This window comes from Bacteroidota bacterium (assembly GCA_016213405.1).
In the GTDB taxonomy this organism is placed as follows: Bacteria; Bacteroidota; Bacteroidia; order Palsa-948; family Palsa-948; genus Palsa-948.
The window spans coordinates 1-18,453 of record JACRAM010000084.1; the positions used below are offsets into that span (position 1 = coordinate 1).

At 40.7% G+C, this 18,453-nt stretch carries 15 protein-coding genes; 7 read left to right on the forward strand and 8 right to left on the reverse strand.

Features of this window, described 5'->3' with window-relative positions; translation table 11 throughout:
* The first annotated feature begins 128 nt into the window (after positions 1–128).
* The gene (locus tag HY841_10305; GenBank protein ID MBI4931145.1) at positions 129–440 is read left to right on the forward strand and encodes a hypothetical protein; all 312 of its coding nucleotides are present in this window, start codon (positions 129–131) and stop codon (positions 438–440) included.
* A gap of 24 nt (positions 441–464) precedes the next feature.
* Here the strand turns inward: HY841_10305 and HY841_10310 are convergent, their stop codons facing one another.
* The 3 genes from HY841_10310 to rlmD form a co-directional block, all read right to left on the reverse strand.
* Positions 465–1,634, reverse strand: coding sequence for a formimidoylglutamase (locus HY841_10310; GenBank protein ID MBI4931146.1), 1,170 nt, complete (start codon positions 1,632–1,634; stop codon positions 465–467).
* Between the two features lie 132 nt (positions 1,635–1,766).
* Entirely contained in the window at positions 1,767–4,418 is a 2,652-nt protein-coding gene (topA, locus tag HY841_10315) for a type I DNA topoisomerase (GenBank protein MBI4931147.1), read from the reverse strand.
* A 158-nt stretch (positions 4,419–4,576) separates the two neighbouring features.
* Entirely contained in the window at positions 4,577–5,980 is a 1,404-nt protein-coding gene (rlmD, locus tag HY841_10320) for a 23S rRNA (uracil(1939)-C(5))-methyltransferase RlmD (protein ID MBI4931148.1), read from the reverse strand.
* Between the two features lie 62 nt (positions 5,981–6,042).
* Here rlmD and rocD point away from each other — a divergent pair, with 62 nt between their 5' ends.
* Positions 6,043–7,272, forward strand: coding sequence for an ornithine--oxo-acid transaminase (gene rocD / locus HY841_10325; protein MBI4931149.1), 1,230 nt, complete (start codon positions 6,043–6,045; stop codon positions 7,270–7,272).
* Positions 7,273–7,330: 58 nt separating this feature from the next.
* Here rocD and HY841_10330 read toward each other — a convergent pair whose 3' ends face one another.
* From HY841_10330 to HY841_10350, 5 genes are all read right to left on the reverse strand, one after another.
* A complete protein-coding gene (locus tag HY841_10330) occupies positions 7,331–8,011 on the reverse strand; it encodes a fused MFS/spermidine synthase (GenBank protein ID MBI4931150.1) in 681 nt (226 codons plus the stop codon).
* Between the two features lie 8 nt (positions 8,012–8,019).
* Positions 8,020–8,940, reverse strand: coding sequence for a YihY/virulence factor BrkB family protein (locus tag HY841_10335; protein ID MBI4931151.1), 921 nt, complete (start codon positions 8,938–8,940; stop codon positions 8,020–8,022).
* A 6-nt stretch (positions 8,941–8,946) separates the two neighbouring features.
* Positions 8,947–9,948 (reverse strand): tryptophan 2,3-dioxygenase, encoded by a 1,002-nt coding sequence (locus HY841_10340; protein ID MBI4931152.1) that lies wholly within the window; start codon positions 9,946–9,948, stop codon positions 8,947–8,949.
* A gap of 39 nt (positions 9,949–9,987) precedes the next feature.
* On the reverse strand, positions 9,988–10,845 hold the full coding sequence (locus HY841_10345; GenBank protein MBI4931153.1) for a DUF3108 domain-containing protein: 858 nt from the start codon (positions 10,843–10,845) through the stop codon (positions 9,988–9,990).
* Positions 10,846–10,906: 61 nt separating this feature from the next.
* Positions 10,907–13,819 (reverse strand): leucine--tRNA ligase, encoded by a 2,913-nt coding sequence (locus tag HY841_10350; protein ID MBI4931154.1) that lies wholly within the window; start codon positions 13,817–13,819, stop codon positions 10,907–10,909.
* Between the two features lie 123 nt (positions 13,820–13,942).
* Between HY841_10350 and HY841_10355 the strand changes: the two genes are divergently transcribed.
* The 5 genes from HY841_10355 to queA all read left to right on the forward strand — a co-directional run bounded on the left by HY841_10355 (position 13,943) and on the right by queA (position 18,284).
* Positions 13,943–14,812 carry a cell division protein FtsX gene (locus HY841_10355; protein MBI4931155.1) on the forward strand — a complete coding sequence of 290 codons (870 nt, stop codon included), beginning with the start codon at positions 13,943–13,945 and terminating at the stop codon, positions 14,810–14,812.
* Between the two features lie 95 nt (positions 14,813–14,907).
* Positions 14,908–15,189: a DUF3098 domain-containing protein gene (locus HY841_10360; protein ID MBI4931156.1), complete on the forward strand. Its 282-nt coding sequence runs from the start codon at positions 14,908–14,910 to the stop codon at positions 15,187–15,189.
* A 3-nt stretch (positions 15,190–15,192) separates the two neighbouring features.
* The gene (locus HY841_10365; GenBank protein MBI4931157.1) at positions 15,193–15,984 is read left to right on the forward strand and encodes an undecaprenyl-diphosphate phosphatase; all 792 of its coding nucleotides are present in this window, start codon (positions 15,193–15,195) and stop codon (positions 15,982–15,984) included.
* Positions 15,981–16,829: a tRNA pseudouridine(55) synthase TruB gene (gene truB, locus HY841_10370; protein ID MBI4931158.1), complete on the forward strand. Its 849-nt coding sequence runs from the start codon at positions 15,981–15,983 to the stop codon at positions 16,827–16,829. Before HY841_10365 ends, truB begins: the two co-directional genes overlap by 4 nt.
* A gap of 402 nt (positions 16,830–17,231) precedes the next feature.
* A complete protein-coding gene (queA, locus tag HY841_10375) occupies positions 17,232–18,284 on the forward strand; it encodes a tRNA preQ1(34) S-adenosylmethionine ribosyltransferase-isomerase QueA (GenBank protein ID MBI4931159.1) in 1,053 nt (350 codons plus the stop codon).
* The last annotated feature ends 169 nt before the right edge of the window (positions 18,285–18,453 follow it).

Consider the following 18,453-nt stretch of genomic DNA (forward strand, 5'->3'; position numbering starts at 1 on the left):
TCGTTATCACTTGCTTTTGCCTTCGGCTTCCTCCGCACAATGCCTCGCAACATTGCACTTGCTTTCAGCTAACACTTCGCGTTATCAACGTGTGTTCGGGACTTGCACCCTATAGTAAAAGAACATGGATGGCGCACAAAGGAAACGACATGGCGCTTCAGCAGTCGCTTGTTCGTTCAACGTATCGTTTTCTGCTCAAGCGAAACCGATTATATAAATTTGAAGAATGTATTTTGAATTTCATCCGTAAAAAACTTTCAAAAATTCATTCACAGAAAGAACTTCTTCATTCATTCAGCGAACTGAAAAAGGAAATAACGCAAATCATGAAGGACCCGTTTGAACGGGGAATCATTCAGGATTTTGATTTTGTTTCGTGGCTGGAAAGCAAGATTGAGAATCGTTCCTTCGCAGAAATAGTTCGCGAGAAAGCAAAATGATTGTTCCATCCCACCACTTAGTTCTTACGTTAATTTCTGATACGTCTGCCACCAGCGGTCAGGAACTTCTTCCTTGGTAGCTTCTTCGTAATCTTTGTAGGAACAGGGAACCAAACACTGTCGCTCAAACTTTAATTTTTTCTGTGTGGGATACGGAACTTCCATCCACCAGCGGTCGGAGCGCTTTGATTTGTAAAATATAATTTCATTTTTATTTTCCTTGATGGAAACTCTGTACTTGAGATAATCGGTTTTTTTTCTGAACGGAAAATCCTGATAGCGCTTGTAATATCCCTCAATGAAATACCAAATCATCTGTGCGAGAAGATGCGCAGTCTGCCCTCGTTTATCTTTTGAAGGATTCATTTCAAAAAATCCAATCGCACTGAGTTTATCGCTCAGCCCTGCGTAGCGGGTAATCTGGCATGCTTCTTCACCATAAAACCCGTTCGGTGATGCGTTGCCGTTGCCTGGTGCATCGCTCATTCGTATTGCCGACATATCGAATGAAAGCAAATCTGCGTGGCGAACAATCGGCTCCACCTGCTCCATATCACTGCGGACTTCACCCAAACGGCAAGCATCAAAATAAAGTTTATGAAAAAGGTCAATTTCTTTTTGCGCCACGAAATAAGTCTGGTAGCCGATGTTGCTGTAATTGAAAAGTATGTTCGGCTGGTGAAGAATTATTTTTCCAAGATAGGCGGAAGAATTAAATTCAGAATCAGGACCGCCAATATCAAACTTCGCGTCCACATCCACTAAATTTATTGTCGGTTCAATTTTATCAAACGCTTTATACATAGGGAAAGTCAGATCCTGCCCGCCTCCGATCACGATGGGAATGATCTTATTTTTTATGAGTTCGTGGCAAACTGCTGTGAGCGCAAAGTACGAGTCCTTCACTGCGTGTCCCTGCCTGATATTTCCCAAATCAACAATTCTCGGCTTGTATTTTCCTTTGAACAAATTGCAGAGATACGGGCGCACTGCATTTGCTGACTGCCCGCTTCCCTCATTATTAACTGCTCTGCGCTCTTCCTCCACTCCAACAATGGCGAGATGCATTCCTTTTAATTCAGGAAAAGGTTTTCCATCCACAAATCTTCGGATAGAAGCACCCAGCGTGTTTTCAGGAAATGAATTTGCTGCGTCTATATTAACGGGCGAAAGAAATTGAGAGATGTCTTCCATAGAATCATGCTGAACTTGTTTTCAGCTTCTGAATTATTAGTAAGCAAATTTAAGTAGCCCTTCGTTGCAAACAAAGCGAAGCAATCTCAGTTATCAACAGAGTTTTGAAAAGAAAATAAATGATGAAAGGAACTATCTATGTCTCTTCCCTGCAAACTTCCTCTTCGCTTTCACAATTCTCAGCTTAGGTTTTTTCGGCAAAGTTTTTTTTACAATCAGATGTTTGCTGCTGACTGTCAATTTGCGGCTCGTTGCTTGTGGTTTAACTTTTTCAACTTTAGGCTTTTGACTTGGGACTTTTGACTTGCTTTCTGTCTTTCCTTTCTTCGCTTTCTTAATTCCCGCAATGACCAAACACTCTTCCAATTCAAGTTCAAGAGGTTCTTTTCCCGCAGGTATTTTGAAAAACTTTTTTCCTGACTGAATGCACGGACCCCATCTGCCAATCACCACTTTCACACGCCTGTCTTCCGCCCAACTCTTAATGTGTTTTTCTTTGTCTTTCTGTATTTTGACTTTCAAAATTTCAATTGCTTCTTCCAGCGTGATGAGGAAAGGATCAAAGCGTTTTGGCAGTGATGCGTTGGTGCTTCCATGTTTCAGATAATTTCCAAAAAATCCTTTCGCTGCAATCACAGATTGCCCTTCATATTGCCCGAGTGTTCTTGGCAAACGCGGACCTGTGAGAATTTCGATTACGCGTTCAAGTGAAATCGTGTACGGGTCTTCCGTTTTAGGAAGAGAAATAAATTCGGTCTTATACTTTATATATGGACCAAATCGCCCGATGCTCACCACAATGTCTTCGTTCTCGTGTTTGCCAAGCGTGCGTGGAAGTTTGAAAAGATCCAGCGCACTCTCCAGTGTGATGGTTTCAATGCTCTGCGCTTTGCGGAGCGAAGCGTATTTTGGTTTTTCCTTGTCATCCTGATGTCCTATCTGTGCCATGGGTCCGAATCGTCCAACACGAACGAGCACTTGTCTTCCCGATTTCGGATCTGTTCCAAGAATTTTTTCTCCGCTCTGACGTTCTGAACTTCCTTCAGCTTCTACAACTGTTTTGTGAAAAGGCTCGTAAAATTCTGCAAGCATTTTTTTCCACGAAAGTTTTCCTTCGGCAATTTCATCAAACTCTTCTTCCACATAAGCCGTAAACTTGTAATCCATTATCTGCGGAAAATATCTTTCAAGAAAATCATTCACCACCATGCCGATATCGGTGGGATACAATTTTCCTTTTTCAGCTCCTGTGATTTCCGTTAGCATTTCATGAGAAACTTTGCCACCCTTGAGTAAAAGTTTTTTATAGCTGCGTGTTCTTCCATCGCGGATCTCTTTCGCAACATAATTTCTTTTCACAATAGTAGAAATGGTTGGTGCGTACGTGGAAGGTCTGCCGATGCCGAGTGATTCCAGTTTCTTTACCAGACTTGCTTCGGTGTATCGCGCTGGCGGCTGAGTAAATCTTTCCGTAGCAGAAATTTCTTCTATCCCGATTTCCTGCCCGGCTGTTACGCCAGGAAGAATTCCTTCTTCGTTCTCTTCTTCATCATCGGTTCCTTCCATATACACTTTCAGGAATCCGTCAAATAAAATTATTTCTCCTGTTGCAAAAAATTCATCTTCCGACATATTTTGCCTGAGCGTGATAACTGTTTTCTCCAATTCCGCATCAGCCATCTGCGAAGCAATGGCTCTTTTCCAAATCAAATCATATAATTTTCTTTGCTGGTCGTCATCTACCTCTGCATTTCGGTTGCTGAAAAAAGTCGGACGAATCGCTTCGTGCGCTTCTTGCGCGTTTGCGGATTTGGTATGGTATTCCCGCTTCTTCCAGTAATTATCTCCGTATTGCCTGTTGATCTCATTCTTTGCCGCATTGAGTGCAAAGCCCGAAAGCGTTACTGAATCGGTTCGCATGTATGTTATCTTTCCGGCTTCATACAATCCCTGCGCAAGGCGCATCGTCTGCGAAACTGAGTAGCCGAGTTTTCTGCTGGCTTCCTGCTGAAGAGTGGAAGTAGTGAAAGGCGCGGCAGGAGTTCTTCGTGATGGTTTCTTCTCAATGTTCTTAACGGAAAAATTTGCTCCGTTTATTTTGTCAAGAAGTGCTTTTGCTTCCTGTTCGGATTTCAATTTTGAAGGATGCTCTCCTTTAAATAAAGTAACCTTTCCGTTTTCGTCCTTCACAGAAAAAATACCCAATACCTTATAATAGGATGCAATCTCGAATTCATTTATCTCGCGCTCGCGTTCTACTAATAATTTAACAGAAACTGACTGAACCCTTCCCGCGGAAAGTGATGGCTTAACCTTCTTCCATAATATAGGGGACAATTCATAGCCCACCAATCGGTCGAGAATCCTGCGTGCCTGCTGGGCGTTAACAAGGTTTTCGTCAATCGTTCTCGGATTTGCAAGCGCTTCCTGAATGGCAGTTTTGGTTATCTCATGATAAACAACTCGTTTTGTTTTTTTCACACTGAGTCCGAGCGCACCGCACAAATGCCAGGCAATGGCTTCTCCTTCGCGGTCCTCGTCCGTTGCAAGCCAGATAGTTGTAGCTTTTTTCGCCAACTGCCTGAGTTCTGCAACAACTTGTTTTTTATCGGGAGAAATTTCGTAAACAGGTTCAAAATCTTTTTTTATATCAACGCCCATGTTTTTCTTGGGCAGATCTCGTATGTGCCCCACGCTGGACTTCACAGTGAAGTCATCACCTAAAAATTTTTCTATGGTTCTTGCTTTGGCTGGCGACTCAACGATTACGAGATTCTTTGACATAAATTTTTAAAACGTTTTACAATTTCTGTTCATTCTTTTAAATTGTAAGACGCACGAAATCAAATTTTGGTTGCAAAGGAAAACATTTTTTTCTTTCCAAAAATTATTTACTTTTTTTGAAAACTATTTTCCGCTATGAAAAACGATGTGAAAAATAATTATTTTCTTACAAGCTTTGCCACACTTTCAACATGTGCGGTGTGCGGAAACATATCAACGGGCTGAACTTTTTCTACAGAATATTTTTCAATCAACATCGAAATGTCTCTTGCCTGTGTGGCCGGATTGCAGGAAACATAAATAATCTTTTCGGGAGCAATTTCTAAAATCTTTTTTACCACCTCTTCATGCATTCCCGCTCGTGGCGGGTCAGTGATTATTACATCTGGTTTACCGTGAAAAGAAATAAATTCATTGCTCAGCGTATCTTGTATATCTCCAGCGAAAAACATTGTGTTGGAAATTTTATTTATCTGAGAATTCATTTTCGCGTCTTCAATCGCTTCCGGAATATATTCAATGCCGATAACCTTCTTAGCTTGCCGGGAGACAAAATTTGCAATAGTACCCGTGCCCGTATATAAATCATAAACTATTTCATTGCCTTTGAGTTCAGCAAAATCTCTTGCAACCTTATAAAGTTCGTAGGCTTGTGATGAGTTCGTTTGAAAAAATGATTGGGGGCTGATACGAAATTTTAATCCTTCCATCTCTTCTTCAATGAAATCATTTCCTGAAAATGTTTTTACTTCCAAATCAAAAATTGAATCGTTCTTCTTCGGATTGATGACGTATTGCAGAGAAGTTATCTGAGTAAACTTGCCTGAAATGTGTTTCAATAATTTCTCTCCCGCTAATTTGTCTTCATAAAAAAATACTACTACTACCATCAACTGCCCGATAGAAGTATTCCTTATTATAAGGTTCCGCAAGAAGCCGGTTTGCCTTCTTATGTCAAAAAACTCTAATTTATTTTCAAGTGCATACTTTTTGACTTCCAAACGAACCGCATTCGATGGATCTTCCTGCAAATGGCATTGTTCAATATCGAGAACTTTATCAAATAGTTTTGGAATATGAAAGCCCAATCCGTTTTGCTGCTGGTTCCAGATTTCCGGCTTCAGGTTCATATCCGTCAGCCATTTTTTGTTTGAGAAAGTAAATTCGAGCTTATTGCGATAATGAAAAATATTTTTCGAAGGAATGATTGGAAAAAATTTGCTCGTGTTTTGGGAAAGTCCTCCGATTCTCGTCAGCGCGTCTCCCACATATTTCTGTTTGTAAAATAATTGCGTTTCATAATTTAAATTCTGCCACTTACATCCTCCGCATGTTCCGAAGTGTTTGCAAACAGGTTCGGCTCTTTTCTCAGAATATTTTTGATAGTGCATTACTTTCCCTTCGCGGTAATTGCTTTTCTTTTTCGTGATTTCAATATCCACGACATCGCCCGGCACCGCAAAATCAATGAAGCATACAATATTATTTACACGTCCGATTCCTTTTCCCTCCGTGCTGATATCTGTGATTTCTACATTCTGAAATGTTTGTCTCGTCTTCATCGCGACAAAGTTAGCAGGATAAATTTCGTACATTCGTACTTCAATTTTCACGAATGGAAACAATGGCTGAAAAATCAATTTCGCAAAAAGCAATGGAGTTGGAAAACCATTACGGTGCTCACAATTACCATCCCATTCCGGTTGTTCTTGACAGGGGAGAAGGAGTTTTTGTCTGGGACATGGACGGTAAAAAATATTTTGATTTTCTTTCGGCTTATTCTGCCGTGAACCAGGGACATTGTCATCCGAAGATTGTTAACGCACTTATCGAACAGGCAAAAAAAATTACGCTTACTTCACGCGCTTTCTACAATTCATCTTTGGGCGAATACGAAAAATTTATCACGCAGTATTTTGGTTACGAAAAAGTTCTTCCCGCAAATACTGGAGCTGAAGGTGTGGAAACCGCAATGAAACTCTGCCGCAAATGGGCATACGAGAAAAAGGGAATTGCTGCAAACGAGGCGAAAATAATTGTCTGTGAAGGAAATTTTCACGGAAGAACTATCACTATAGTTTCTGCTTCTTCCGACCCTGACGCGAAAAATAATTTTGGTCCCTTCACCCCGGGAATAGTTGTTATACCTTATAATGACGTGAACGCTCTTGCCAACGCTCTGAAGGATAAAAACGTTGCGGGATTTTTGGTGGAGCCGATTCAAGGTGAACGCGGTGTTGTAATTCCGGATGATGGATACATTGCAAAATGTTTTGAGCTCTGCAAAAAATCAAATGTACTTTTCATTGCCGATGAAATTCAAACCGGACTCGGCAGAACAGGAAAACGTTTGTGTTGTGATCATGAGAATGTTCGTCCGGATATTTTGATTCTCGGGAAAGCGCTTTCTGGTGGAACAATGCCTGTATCTGCTGTTCTCGCTGGTGATGAAATTATGCTCTGTATAAAACCGGGTGAACATGGTTCTACATACGGAGGAAATCCGCTCGCATGCAAAGTGGCGATTGCTTCTGTAAATGTTTTGGAAGATGAGAATATGTATGAGAATTCTTATCGTCTTGGAAAAATTCTTCTGAACGAACTGAAAAAAATACAGGGTGAGAAAAGCGATGTTGTTAAAACCGTTCGGGGAAAAGGATTGTTTTGCGCTATTGTTATCAAAGAAAGAAAAAATAAAACCGCATGGGAACTTTGCCTCGCTTTAAAAGAAAACGGATTGCTTGCCAAACCCACTCACGAAGATATCATCCGTCTTGCTCCTCCTCTTCTCATCACTGAAAAACAACTGATGGAATGTGTTTCTATTCTTAGAAAAACTATTCTTTCTTTTTAGTAAACACTAATTTCACGAATTAGTACGAATTAATATCAATAAGAAAAATTCGTGACAATTAGTGCAATTTGTGGCTAACAAAAACCCAGTTCTCAGTTCGCTGGGCAAAAATCCTGCTCCATTCTGTGTTGCCTATAAAACGATTCATCTGCTTGTAGAGATGCGCACCTTTATCTCTTATTTTTTCGTTGTAGATAACGAGGTTGTAAAATAATATTCCTTTATCGGATAACAGATTGCTTACTGCGGATAAAAATATTTCATCCAGAAATTTTTCCGGAATATCAATATCAACAAAAACATCCATGGCGATTAAATCAAATTTTTCATTACATCGTTGAACAAAATCATACGCGTCTTCACAGTGAAGTGAAAGATGTTTGTACTTCTCAATGAAAAAATATTTTTTTGCCAATTCAATAACGGCTTCGTCCTTCTCCACACCGACCATTTCAAGATTTTTTTTGTATTCCTCCTGCAGAATACTTGCCACGCTTCCGCAGCCAAAACCAAGAATTAACACATTGTTAATCTTTCTTTGTTTGATTCCAAATCGTTTGAATACTATCTGAAAAACTTTGTGAAGTCCGCCAAAAGAATAATTCACATGCTCAGAATCCAAAACATATTTTCCGTTTGAATAAAGCACTTCAATCTTTCCGCTCACATCGCTTTTTCTTGCTTCTACTACATGAGTAAAAAGAAAACTGCTGAAATACTTTAGAAGATTTTCTTTCACTGAAAAAATTATAGAGAAGTTTGCTTGTGCTTCGCCTGTTTAATGCTGGCGTTGAGCTCAAAACCCACGAGTAACACCAGCGCGTTGAAATAAATCCAGAGCAGAATTACAATCAACGTTCCGATAGAGCCGTAAAGTTTGTTGTATTTTCCGAAATGATCAACGTAATACGCAAATCCCGATGACGTAATCACCATCAGTAGTGTTGACATGGTGGAGCCGGCTGAAATAAATTTCCAGCGGACTTTTTGAGAGGGTCCCAGATAATACATAAATGAAATAAGGCAGAAGAAAAGGCAGAAAAGAATTATCCACCTGCCAAAACGAATCAGATGATAGACAAATTCACCGTGTGTAAAAATTTTATGAATGGCTATTTCGCTGAAGATGATAAGCCCAATGGCAATCACGATTAAAACAGTCGAAATGACAACCAACAAAACTGAAACCAGCCGCTGATGAATTGGCTTTCGCGTTTCAATATCGTGATAAGAAGTGTTAAAGGCGGTGATGAGCGCGTTGAATCCGTTGGTGGAAAAATACATCGCTGAAATAAATCCGATGGAAAGCAAACCTCCCCGCTGGTTCGTTACAATATCCATTATCGTATCTTTTGTTGCTTCATACGCATTATGCGGCATCACACTTGCGAACAAGCCAAGGAGTTGTTCCTGAAAATTCGCAATGGGAATGTATGGAATGAGCGTGAAGAGAAATATAATGCTTGGAAATATGGCGAGAAAAAGACTAAATGCCACAGCAGACGCGCGCATCGGAAGAGAACCTTTGGTGATTCCCTTCCAGAAAAAACCGGCTACATCATACAATGGAATTTTTTCAAAACCAGGAATAATTATTCTCTTCGAATTCCTGACAATGAACGTAACCACAGCTGAGCTGAGAAGAAACTGTATGAGCCGTATCCACATGAAAAATTATTTTCGGGCAGTTGCGTCCTCCACCCATTGTTTTCCCCATTCCTTCTTTTCCGTTTCTGACCATAATTCAGGATAGAAAATTCTTCGTTGAAATCTCGGAGGAAGATATTTCTGCCAGTTGGTTCCTCCGGTGGCTGCCACTTGTTTTTCATCCTGCTGAAGATAGCGCGCTGCCGACCTGTAATGCACAAGAGGCCAGTTCACATTTACATTCACATCCAGTTGCCGTAAGGCGTTTATCAAATCAGCATTCTTTTGTTCTTCGGCAGAAAGAGATTTGTACTTCGCCCATATATTTTTGTCTTTATACTCTTTCGCCAGCTGAATAAACTGCCTGGAATATTTTTTTTCAAACTGCTTGAGAGTAAGAGTCTTTTTTCCTGTGGCAAGTTCGGTGGCTCCCTGCTTCCAGTAAATGTGTTCATACATTTCCTCAATGGAGGAATTTTTGCCCCGGAACTTTTCCCTCACATCCTTATCCACCAGCTGAATGAAATCGGTAGAACTTATTTCCACCACCCTGTACTGCGCACTCTGGAATCCGCTTGCGGGCAGAAGCGCCATCCGGAAACTGAGAAACTGCTGCGGCTCCATGCCGGAACCCATGATGTCAAAAGATTTTGTGAGCGCTTCAAAGTAACGGTTGATGCGACCTAAACGTTCTGTAAAAAACTTCACATTCATCCGGTCGTTCCAGCCGAGGTCTTCACCGTTAGGCATTACTTTTTTTCCGTTATGGGCAATCTGTTCAAGTTCATGAAGCGAAAGTTTGAAATACAATTCCGTAATCTGGTGGTACATGATAAAGATCAACTCATCCGGGAAATCCGTTTTTGGATTTTGCAGCGTGAGAAGTTTGTCCACATGCGTGTAATCCCAGTAAGTCAGGTAATTGGATATAAGAAGTCCGTCCAGATAATTCGGCATGCTTTGCCCCATTGCCTGATACTTCTCGTCCAGTTTTTTCAAACGCTCAGTAACTTCGGGAGTTAATTCCATAAAGAAAATTTAATATTGCAATGACGAATGTAGGAATTATTATTTCTTCTCAAGAGCGAGTTCGTTGGCGAGTCCGGTATACTCCATCAAATCCATTTTGACAGAGCCCACGGCAATTTTTGCTTCCGCACGGATGGGAATCCTGTTTTTATCATCTGAAATCCACGCGGTGAGGTCCTCTTCTTTTTTGAAAACCCTTCCCTGCTGAACTACCGGGTGAAATTTTATGCAGCGGATTTTTCCAATGTCTGATTTAATGGTTTCCTTTCCGATGTATTTTATTCTCAACGGCCATACCTGATCATCTACAAAACAAGGAAACTCAAACACATCTCCTTCCTTCGCGCTTGAAAAATCAATAGTACGTGCAAAATAAAAAGATGAAATCATATCTTCAACATTATCCGGAACTTCAAATTTTTTCCCGTCCATATCCATAGTGTTTTTATAATGATTAAAAATCTGATTCTGCTCGAGATGGTATCCTCCCTCCTGCACGCGCCTGATGAAAAGCCAGGGCACCATTGCCTGTTCATCAATGTACGTTTCATATTTATCGCACACCATGAACATCCAGTCAAACGAACTGTAAGTATACCCGAGTCCGATGATGTGCAATGTATTTCTTCCGCCAATCAGTTTGTTCTCATCCAACACTTGCATAAGAACTTCTCCCGCATTGATGAAACCATAATGCATTCTGTATTTTAACTTTTCACCTCGCTTGAATGATTCATTCTTGACGGTGCGAAGTGAATCGGCTGGAATAATTGTTGAATTGCTGAATTGCTGAATTGCTGAGTTATCGATAAAATCATTTTGATATGAATCAATAATAAATCCGAAAGACAGGAAAATCAGAAATGAAAAAAGGAGTATTTTTTTATTGTGAAACATACTTGGACAGGGCAATTAACGTGCCCTTTTCATCAATATAACAATTTAGCAATTTGGCAATTTATAGTACAATATTTACAATCTTTTTAGGTACAACGATGATTTTCTTCGGTTGTTTTCCTTCGAGGTATTTATTTGTTTGTTCGCAAGCCATCACTTCCTTTTCAATTTCTGCAGCAGTTAAACTCAGTGAAAGTTCAAGATTGAAGCGCATTTTTCCGTTGAAGGAAACAGGATAAGCAAAAGAATCATCCACTGTAAATGCATCGTTGTATTTTGGAAACTCAGCAAACGAAATACTTTCTTTATGTCCGAGTTTATTCCAAAGTTCTTCTGCGATGTGCGGGGCAAACGGAGAAAGAAGAATTACCAGCGGCTCCAGAATTTTCTTCTTGTCGCATTTTATTTCCATGAGCTCGTTCGTACAAATCATAAACGCGCTCACAGAAGTATTGAAAGAATAATTTTCTATGTCATCCTGGATTTTTTTAATCGTTTTGTGAAGAATTTTTAATTCTGCATTTGTCGGCTCCTCATCGCTCACTTCCCAGAATTCAGGATTCTGAAGTTTCTCCTCAGGATTTTTAGTTGGGTTCTCTTTATGAAACAATCTCCAGAAACGATTCAGAAAATTAAATACCCCTGAAATTCCGTTGGTGTTCCAGGGCTTGCTCATCTCCAACGGACCGAGGAACATTTCGTATAAACGCAAAGTGTCAGCGCCAAATTTTGTGCAGATGTCATCTGGGGTAACAACATTTAGTTTGGATTTTGACATCTTTTCATTCTCAATAACTCCGCAATAATATTGCCCATCTTCACCTGTAAGAAATATTGCATCAGTATTTTCCTTTCTTGATTTTCTAAATGCGTCTTGATTTAGCACATCGTTTTTAACAATGTTTACATCGATATAAAATTGGCTTGCAGCAATTGAAGTAGTTAGTTTTGATTTAATGTTTTTTTCAAAATACTCAACGCCAAGTTTATCAATGAAATATTTTGTGAAACGATTATTCGTATTTTGAAATCTTTCTGCAACACATGCTCCCCATTCATCCATAAGCGCATTAGATATATATAGGTCAGTATCAAAAAAGCGAAAAATAGTATTGGATCTCCCCTGTATCATCCCCTGATTAATCAGCTTCTTCGCAGGTTCAATTATCGGAATCAAATTCAAGTCAAATAAAAATTTTGTCCAGAAGCGTACGTAAAGCAAATGTCCTGTGGCGTGTTCGCTTCCGCCAATGTATAAATCTACATCGCGCCAATAATTAATTGCATCCTTGCTCGCAAACTCATTTTTATTTTGCGAATCCATGTAGCGCAAATAATACCAACTGCTTCCCGCCCAGCCGGGCATGGTTGTTTTTTCGTATTCGTATTTTCCCTGATACCTCCAGTTTTTTGCACGGGCGAGTGGCGGTTCACCGTCTTCAGTAGGTAAATATTTATCTACTTCAGGAAGAACAACTGGCAATTCTTTTTCCTCCACCGCTTTTGGAATTCCGTTATCATAATAAATCGGAATGGGTTCTCCCCAGTAACGCTGTCTGCCGAAAATTGCATCACGCAGACGGAACTGCGTTTTTCCTTTTCCCAATCCTTTCGCTTCAATTTCTTTTATTGCCCGCTTGATGGAATCTTTCACATCCAGTCCGTTCAGAAAATCCGAGTTAATGCATTTTCCTTCTTTCGCGTCATAAGACGAAGCCCCATCCTGACCTCCCCCATCGGGGGAGGAATTTGCTGGTGGTTGGATGACTTGAACAATCGGCAATCCAAAATGTTTTGCAAACGCATGGTCGCGGGAATCGTGCGCGGGAACACCCATCACGGCACCGGTTCCGTAACCTGCCAGCACGTAATCTCCAATCCAAATCGGAATTTGTTTTCCGGTGAACGGATGAATAGCAAATGAGCCGGTAAATTCTCCCGTAACTTTTTTTACTTCAGATTGCCTTTCTCTTTCACTTCGGTTTTTCGCGTAGTGAACATACTCTTGTACTTTTTGCTTTTGTTCTTGCGCAGTGAGTTGAGCAACTAAATCACTTTCGGGAGCAAGTGTTAAAAACGTAGCTCCGAAAACTGTGTCGGGGCGAGTGGTAAATACTTCTATTTCCAACTTTGAACTTTCAACTTTGAACTTTAAACTACTTCCTTCACTTTTCCCAATCCAGTTACGCTGAGATTCTTTTATGGATTCGCTCCACTCAATTTTTTCCAAATCATTTAATAATCTTTCCGCATACGCTGTGATTCTCAAACTCCACTGAGGCATTAATTTTCTTTCAACAGGATAACCACCGCGTTCGCTTACACCGTCCTTCACTTCTTCATTTGCTAAAACAGTTCCCATTTGCGGACACCAGTTCACCCATGCTTCGCTGAGATACGCAAGGCGATAGTTCATGAGTAAATCAGATTTTTCTTTCTCTGAAAGCGAAGAAAAGTTTTTCAGTTTTGGAATTAATGTATCAAGTGATTCCGCTTTGTCTATTTCAGGATTGTACCATGAATTAAACAGCTTCAGAAAAATCCACTGCGTCCATTTATAATAATTCGGATCGGATGTTTGTACTTCTCTATCCCAATCAAATGAAAAACCAATCTTATCCATTTGCGAACGATAACGCGCAATATTTTCCTTTGTAGTTTTTTCGGGATGTTGTCCTGTTTGAATCGCATATTGTTCAGCGGGCAAACCAAAAGAATCATAACCCATCGGGTGAAGTACGTTGAATCCCTTCAAACGTTTGTAACGTGCAACAATATCAGAAGCTATGTAACCAAGCGGATGTCCAACGTGTAGACCAGCACCCGATGGATAAGGAAACATATCGAGTGCATAGTACTTTGGAGCCCCCTCCTTTCCTCCCCCGTTAGGGGAGGGATTCACCGCACGGAAAGTTTTATGATCTCGCCAGTAATTTTGCCACTTTTTTTCTATCTCATTAAAAGGATAAGCCATACTGTTGCGAAGTTAATAGTTAATGGTTATTCGTTAATCGGAAAATCAGAATTAACAATCGGATATGGATAACCATCAACCATCAACCATCAACCATCAACCATCATTAACTAACTTCGCCCCATGTCTGAAGAAAAACGCAGAAAAAAAATACAGTCTTCCTCCATCACCACCGTAATAAGTGTTTCGCTTGTTTTGTTTTTGCTGGGGCTTCTGGGAATATTTCTTATCAGCGCGAAAAAAATCTCTGACCACCTGAAAGAAAATATCGGCTTTCATGTTTACCTGAAGGATAATGCGAAAGAAGATGAAATAGAACGTCTGCATAATTTTCTGAACGCATGCAACTATGTTAAATCTGCCATGTATCTGAGCAAAGATTCTGCCGCTTCACTTTACAAAAACGATGTGGGAGAAGATTTTGTGCAATTCATCGGATACAATCCACTTCCTTCTTCCATGGAAGTTCAGTTGAAGGCAGATTACGCAAACCCCGACAGCATCGCCTGGATAAAAAATCAAATTATGGATTTCAGCAGCGTAAAAGAATTTGATTATCAGGAATCGCTCGTCAACATGGTTAACAAAAATGTAAACCGTATCGCACTGGTGCTTCTCATTTTCATCGCACTGCTTTTATTTATTTCACTTGCGCTCATCAACAACACGATTCGCCTAGCGATTTATTCAAAACGGTTTCTGATCAAGACGATGCAGTTGGTTGGTGCAACCGGAGGATTCATCCGAAAGCCTTTTCTCATGGATGGAATCAAGCACGGAATCATTGCCGGTTTTATTGCGAGCATCCTGCTGTGGGGAATTATTTTCACTGCCGTTAAAAAAATCCCCGATCTCGAACAGGTAACGGATATGCAAATGATGTTTTATCTCTTCGGAATTATTTTGATTCTGGGTGTCTTTATATCCGGAATCTCCACATTCCTTGCTGTGAGAAAATACTTGCGGCTTAGTTCAGGTGAACTTTATTATTAAAAAGTGTTAAAACTCATCCCAACCTTCTCCTTAAACGGATGGAGAAGCATAGTCATATAATTTTGATTTGTATATTCGCATTCAATTTACAGAGCATGGCTAAAGAAAAACAAAAAACTTCTGCGCAGACAAAAACAGTTGCTCCTCAGCAGGAAAAATCAACTTTTGCTTTCAGCAAAGACAATTATAAATTAATGCTCATGGGTATTGCGGTGGTGGCAATCGGAATGCTGCTCATGGTGGGAGGCGCTTCCGATGATCCGAATAAAATGTCGGAAAAGATTTTTGACTTTCAACGATTAACGCTTGCTCCGATTGTAATCATTGGCGGATATGTGGTTGTACTGCTCGCCATCATCAAGAAGCCGAAGGAATAAGTAATGACTACTTTCCAGGCAATCATTCTCGCAATCATCGAAGGCATTACGGAATTTCTTCCGGTCTCCTCTACCGGGCACATGATTCTTGCTTCAGCAGTGATGAAAGTGCAGGATGCAGAGTTTGCAAAAACTTTTGAAATCGTAATTCAGCTCGGAGCCATCCTGGCAGTGGCGGTGTTATACATAAAAAGATTTTTTGTAAGCATTGATATTTACCTCAAACTAATAGCGGCATTTCTTCCCACAGGAATCATTGGTATTCTCGCTTATAAAACCATCAAGCTATATTTGTTCAATCCATTTGTAGTAAGTATCGCGCTGATTGTCGGAGGAATAATTTTAATTCTACTTGATAAATGGACAGCAAACAAAAAATCTTCTTACGAAAAAATTGAAAATGTTTCCTACTTAGATGCGATGAAGATCGGATTATTCCAGTGTCTTTCTATGATTCCGGGTATTTCGCGCGCGGCAGCAACCATCTTCGGAGGAATTTTTTCCGGCTTCGACAGAAAACTTGCCACAGAATTTTCTTTTCTGCTTGCCATACCCACCATGCTTGCCGCTTCCGGAAAAGATTTATGGGAATCGAAAGACATGATTCATTCTGAAAACATTAAACTTCTTCTCATCGGGGCAGCAGTTGCTTTCGCCTTCGCGATAATTGCGGTGAAAGGATTCATCGCTTTCGTTCAGAAATACGGGTTCAAACATTTTGGTTATTACAGAATTATTCTTGGCGTTTTGTTTATCAGTTTAAGTATATATTTGGGAATTAATTTAACCCCATGAGCAAAATAACGCAGAACGATTTCTACAACGGGCAAACCATTCTCGTCAACAAGCCAAAGTCATGGACTTCGTTTGACGTGGTGAATAAAATGCGCAGCGATGTACGTCATACTTATCAGATTCCTTTTGTAAAGATTGGGCACGCAGGTACTCTAGATCCGCTCGCCAGCGGACTCCTTATTATATGTATAGGAAAGAACACCAAAAAGATTGACCAGTTTCAAGGACTGGAAAAAGAATATACCGGCACGATAATGCTCGGTGCCACCACACCATCTTACGATTTTGAAACGCAGATTGATGAACGTTATCCCATTGCACATATCACTCCGCAGCTTATCAATGAAGCCGCAAAAAAATTTGTCGGTGCTGTGTGGCAGTATCCACCCAACTTCTCCGCGAAAAAAATTCAGGGCGAACGCGCTTACGATATCGCGCGAAGCGGAGGTCAGCCCGATGTGAAACCCGTTCTGGTAAATATTTCCAAGTTTGAAATCGTAAGCGTGCTTCTGCCGATGGTTGAATTCAAAGTAACATGCGGAAAAGGAGTTTATGTCCGTTCGCTTGCACATGATTTAGGAAGGCAATTGGGTTGCGGTGGCGTTCTTGCTTCTCTTTGCAGAACTCGAATCGGAAAATATAAACTCAAGGATGCAAGTGAAATAAAAGACTGGATGGAAGCCGTTGAACCCGTTGCTCCCAAGAAAAGAATTCCGGTACGTACCGCTATGAAAAAAATGAAGGAGCGGGCAAAGGAGAGGAAGAAGATTGCCAAAGCGGAAAGTAAACCCGTTAAGAAATCTTCTCCGAAGAAGAAATCTGCGGCAAAGAAGAAAAAGAAATAATTTTTTAAGACCTCACCCCTGTCCCTCTCCTTAAAAAGGAGAGGGGATTTTTTAACGCAACATTTCCCCCCGACATAAATGTCGGGGCTATTAATATTTCACTCCAACGGAGTGAAGAAAAATAAAAACAGATGTTGTTCTTTCCCCGTAGGGGAAAAATATTAGTAGCCCCCGATGAAATCGGGGGTAAACGAGAACCCCCACCCCATACGGCTGTTTGTTGTTCGCGCGAACGATTGAGCCATTTGTTTGAGCACATCACGCGTCTCGCGTGATTGCGAGTGGCGAAAGCGTGACCCGAGTCTTCAAGGGACGCGCCCAAAATAAATATCTCGAAACCCTTGACAAGCCCTCTGTGGAAGAGTACATTCGCCCCCTTTTTGTAAAAACCTAATAAATTATATGAAATTATCACAATTCAAATTCAATTTGCCGAAAGATCTGCTTGCCGAGTATCCAGCCAAAAACCGCGAAGATGCACGCATGATGGTAGTGCACCGTGCTACTAAAAAAATTGAGCATAAAAAATTTAAAGACATTATAAATTATTTTGAGCCGGGCGATGCCATGGTGGTGAACAACACGCAGGTGTTTCCCGCGCGCATGTATGGCAACAAAGAAAAAACCGGAGCGCGCATTGAAGTTTTTTTGCTGCGCGAACTCAACCGCGAAAGCCGTTTATGGGATGTGCTGGTTGACCCTGCGCGGAAAATCCGTATAGGCAACAAACTTTATTTTGAGAACAATGGAAACTCACTCGTTGCCGAAGTGATTGACAACACCACTTCGCGCGGAAGAACATTGCGTTTTCTTTTTGACGGACATTACGAAGAATTTAAAACGCTGCTAACCAACATGGGGCAGACACCGCTGCCAAAATATATCAAGCGCAAACCTGAACCGAGCGATGCCGAGCGCTATCAAACTGTGTTCGCAAAGATTGAAGGAGCGGTTGCCGCGCCTACTGCCGGTTTGCATTTCAGCAGAGAGCTAGTTCGAAAATTACAAATCCGCGGAATTAATTTTGCAGAACTCACGCTGCACGTTGGCTTAGGAACCTTTCGCCCTATTGAAGTGGAAGATCTCACTAAACATAAAATGGATTCGGAGGAAATGGAAATTCCGCAGGATGCTGTGGATGTGGTCAACACTGCTAAAAACTCCGGAAAAAAAGTCTGTGTGGTGGGAACCACGGGCATGCGCGCTGTAGAAACTTCTGTATCTACCATCAACCGCTTGAAGCCGTTCAAAGGATGGACGAACAAATTTATTTTTCCTCCTTACAATTTCCGCATTGCCGACAGCATGATCACCAACTTTCACACTCCAGAATCTTCTTTGCTCATCATGGTGTGCGCCTTTGGAGGATATGACCTCATGATGAAAGCATACAAAGAAGCCATCAAGGACAAATACAAGTTCTTCACCTACGGTGATGCGATGTTGATTTTGTAATTCGTATTGCGTGAAATATTTTTTCAAACCCGATTTGCTTATAGCAAGTCGGTTTTTTATTTTAATTGCCTCGAAAATATTTTTCGAAGCAACTTCACATCAACAATCTTTGTCAAAAAGTTTTCTGATAAATAATTCGGAAAAGTGTTGTCGGTGAAAAAAATATTCT

Excerpts from the sequence above, each read along its gene's own strand:
- HY841_10340 (MBI4931152.1), bottom strand. The coding sequence starts at position 9,948 with ATGGAATTAACTCCCGAAGTTACTGAGCGTTTGAAAAAACTGGACGAG.
- HY841_10310 (MBI4931146.1), bottom strand. The coding sequence starts at position 1,634 with ATGGAAGACATCTCTCAATTTCTTTCGCCCGTTAATATAGACGCAGCA.
- HY841_10350 (MBI4931154.1), bottom strand. The coding sequence starts at position 13,819 with ATGGCTTATCCTTTTAATGAGATAGAAAAAAAGTGGCAAAATTACTGG.
- HY841_10355 (MBI4931155.1), top strand. The coding sequence starts at position 13,943 with ATGTCTGAAGAAAAACGCAGAAAAAAAATACAGTCTTCCTCCATCACC.
- topA (MBI4931147.1), bottom strand. The coding sequence starts at position 4,418 with ATGTCAAAGAATCTCGTAATCGTTGAGTCGCCAGCCAAAGCAAGAACC.
- HY841_10360 (MBI4931156.1), top strand. The coding sequence starts at position 14,908 with ATGGCTAAAGAAAAACAAAAAACTTCTGCGCAGACAAAAACAGTTGCT.
- queA (MBI4931159.1), top strand. The coding sequence starts at position 17,232 with ATGAAATTATCACAATTCAAATTCAATTTGCCGAAAGATCTGCTTGCC.
- HY841_10335 (MBI4931151.1), bottom strand. The coding sequence starts at position 8,940 with ATGTGGATACGGCTCATACAGTTTCTTCTCAGCTCAGCTGTGGTTACG.
- HY841_10305 (MBI4931145.1), top strand. The coding sequence starts at position 129 with ATGGCGCACAAAGGAAACGACATGGCGCTTCAGCAGTCGCTTGTTCGT.
- rlmD (MBI4931148.1), bottom strand. The coding sequence starts at position 5,980 with ATGAAGACGAGACAAACATTTCAGAATGTAGAAATCACAGATATCAGC.
- rocD (MBI4931149.1), top strand. The coding sequence starts at position 6,043 with ATGGCTGAAAAATCAATTTCGCAAAAAGCAATGGAGTTGGAAAACCAT.
- truB (MBI4931158.1), top strand. The coding sequence starts at position 15,981 with ATGAGCAAAATAACGCAGAACGATTTCTACAACGGGCAAACCATTCTC.
- HY841_10345 (MBI4931153.1), bottom strand. The coding sequence starts at position 10,845 with ATGTTTCACAATAAAAAAATACTCCTTTTTTCATTTCTGATTTTCCTG.
- HY841_10365 (MBI4931157.1), top strand. The coding sequence starts at position 15,193 with ATGACTACTTTCCAGGCAATCATTCTCGCAATCATCGAAGGCATTACG.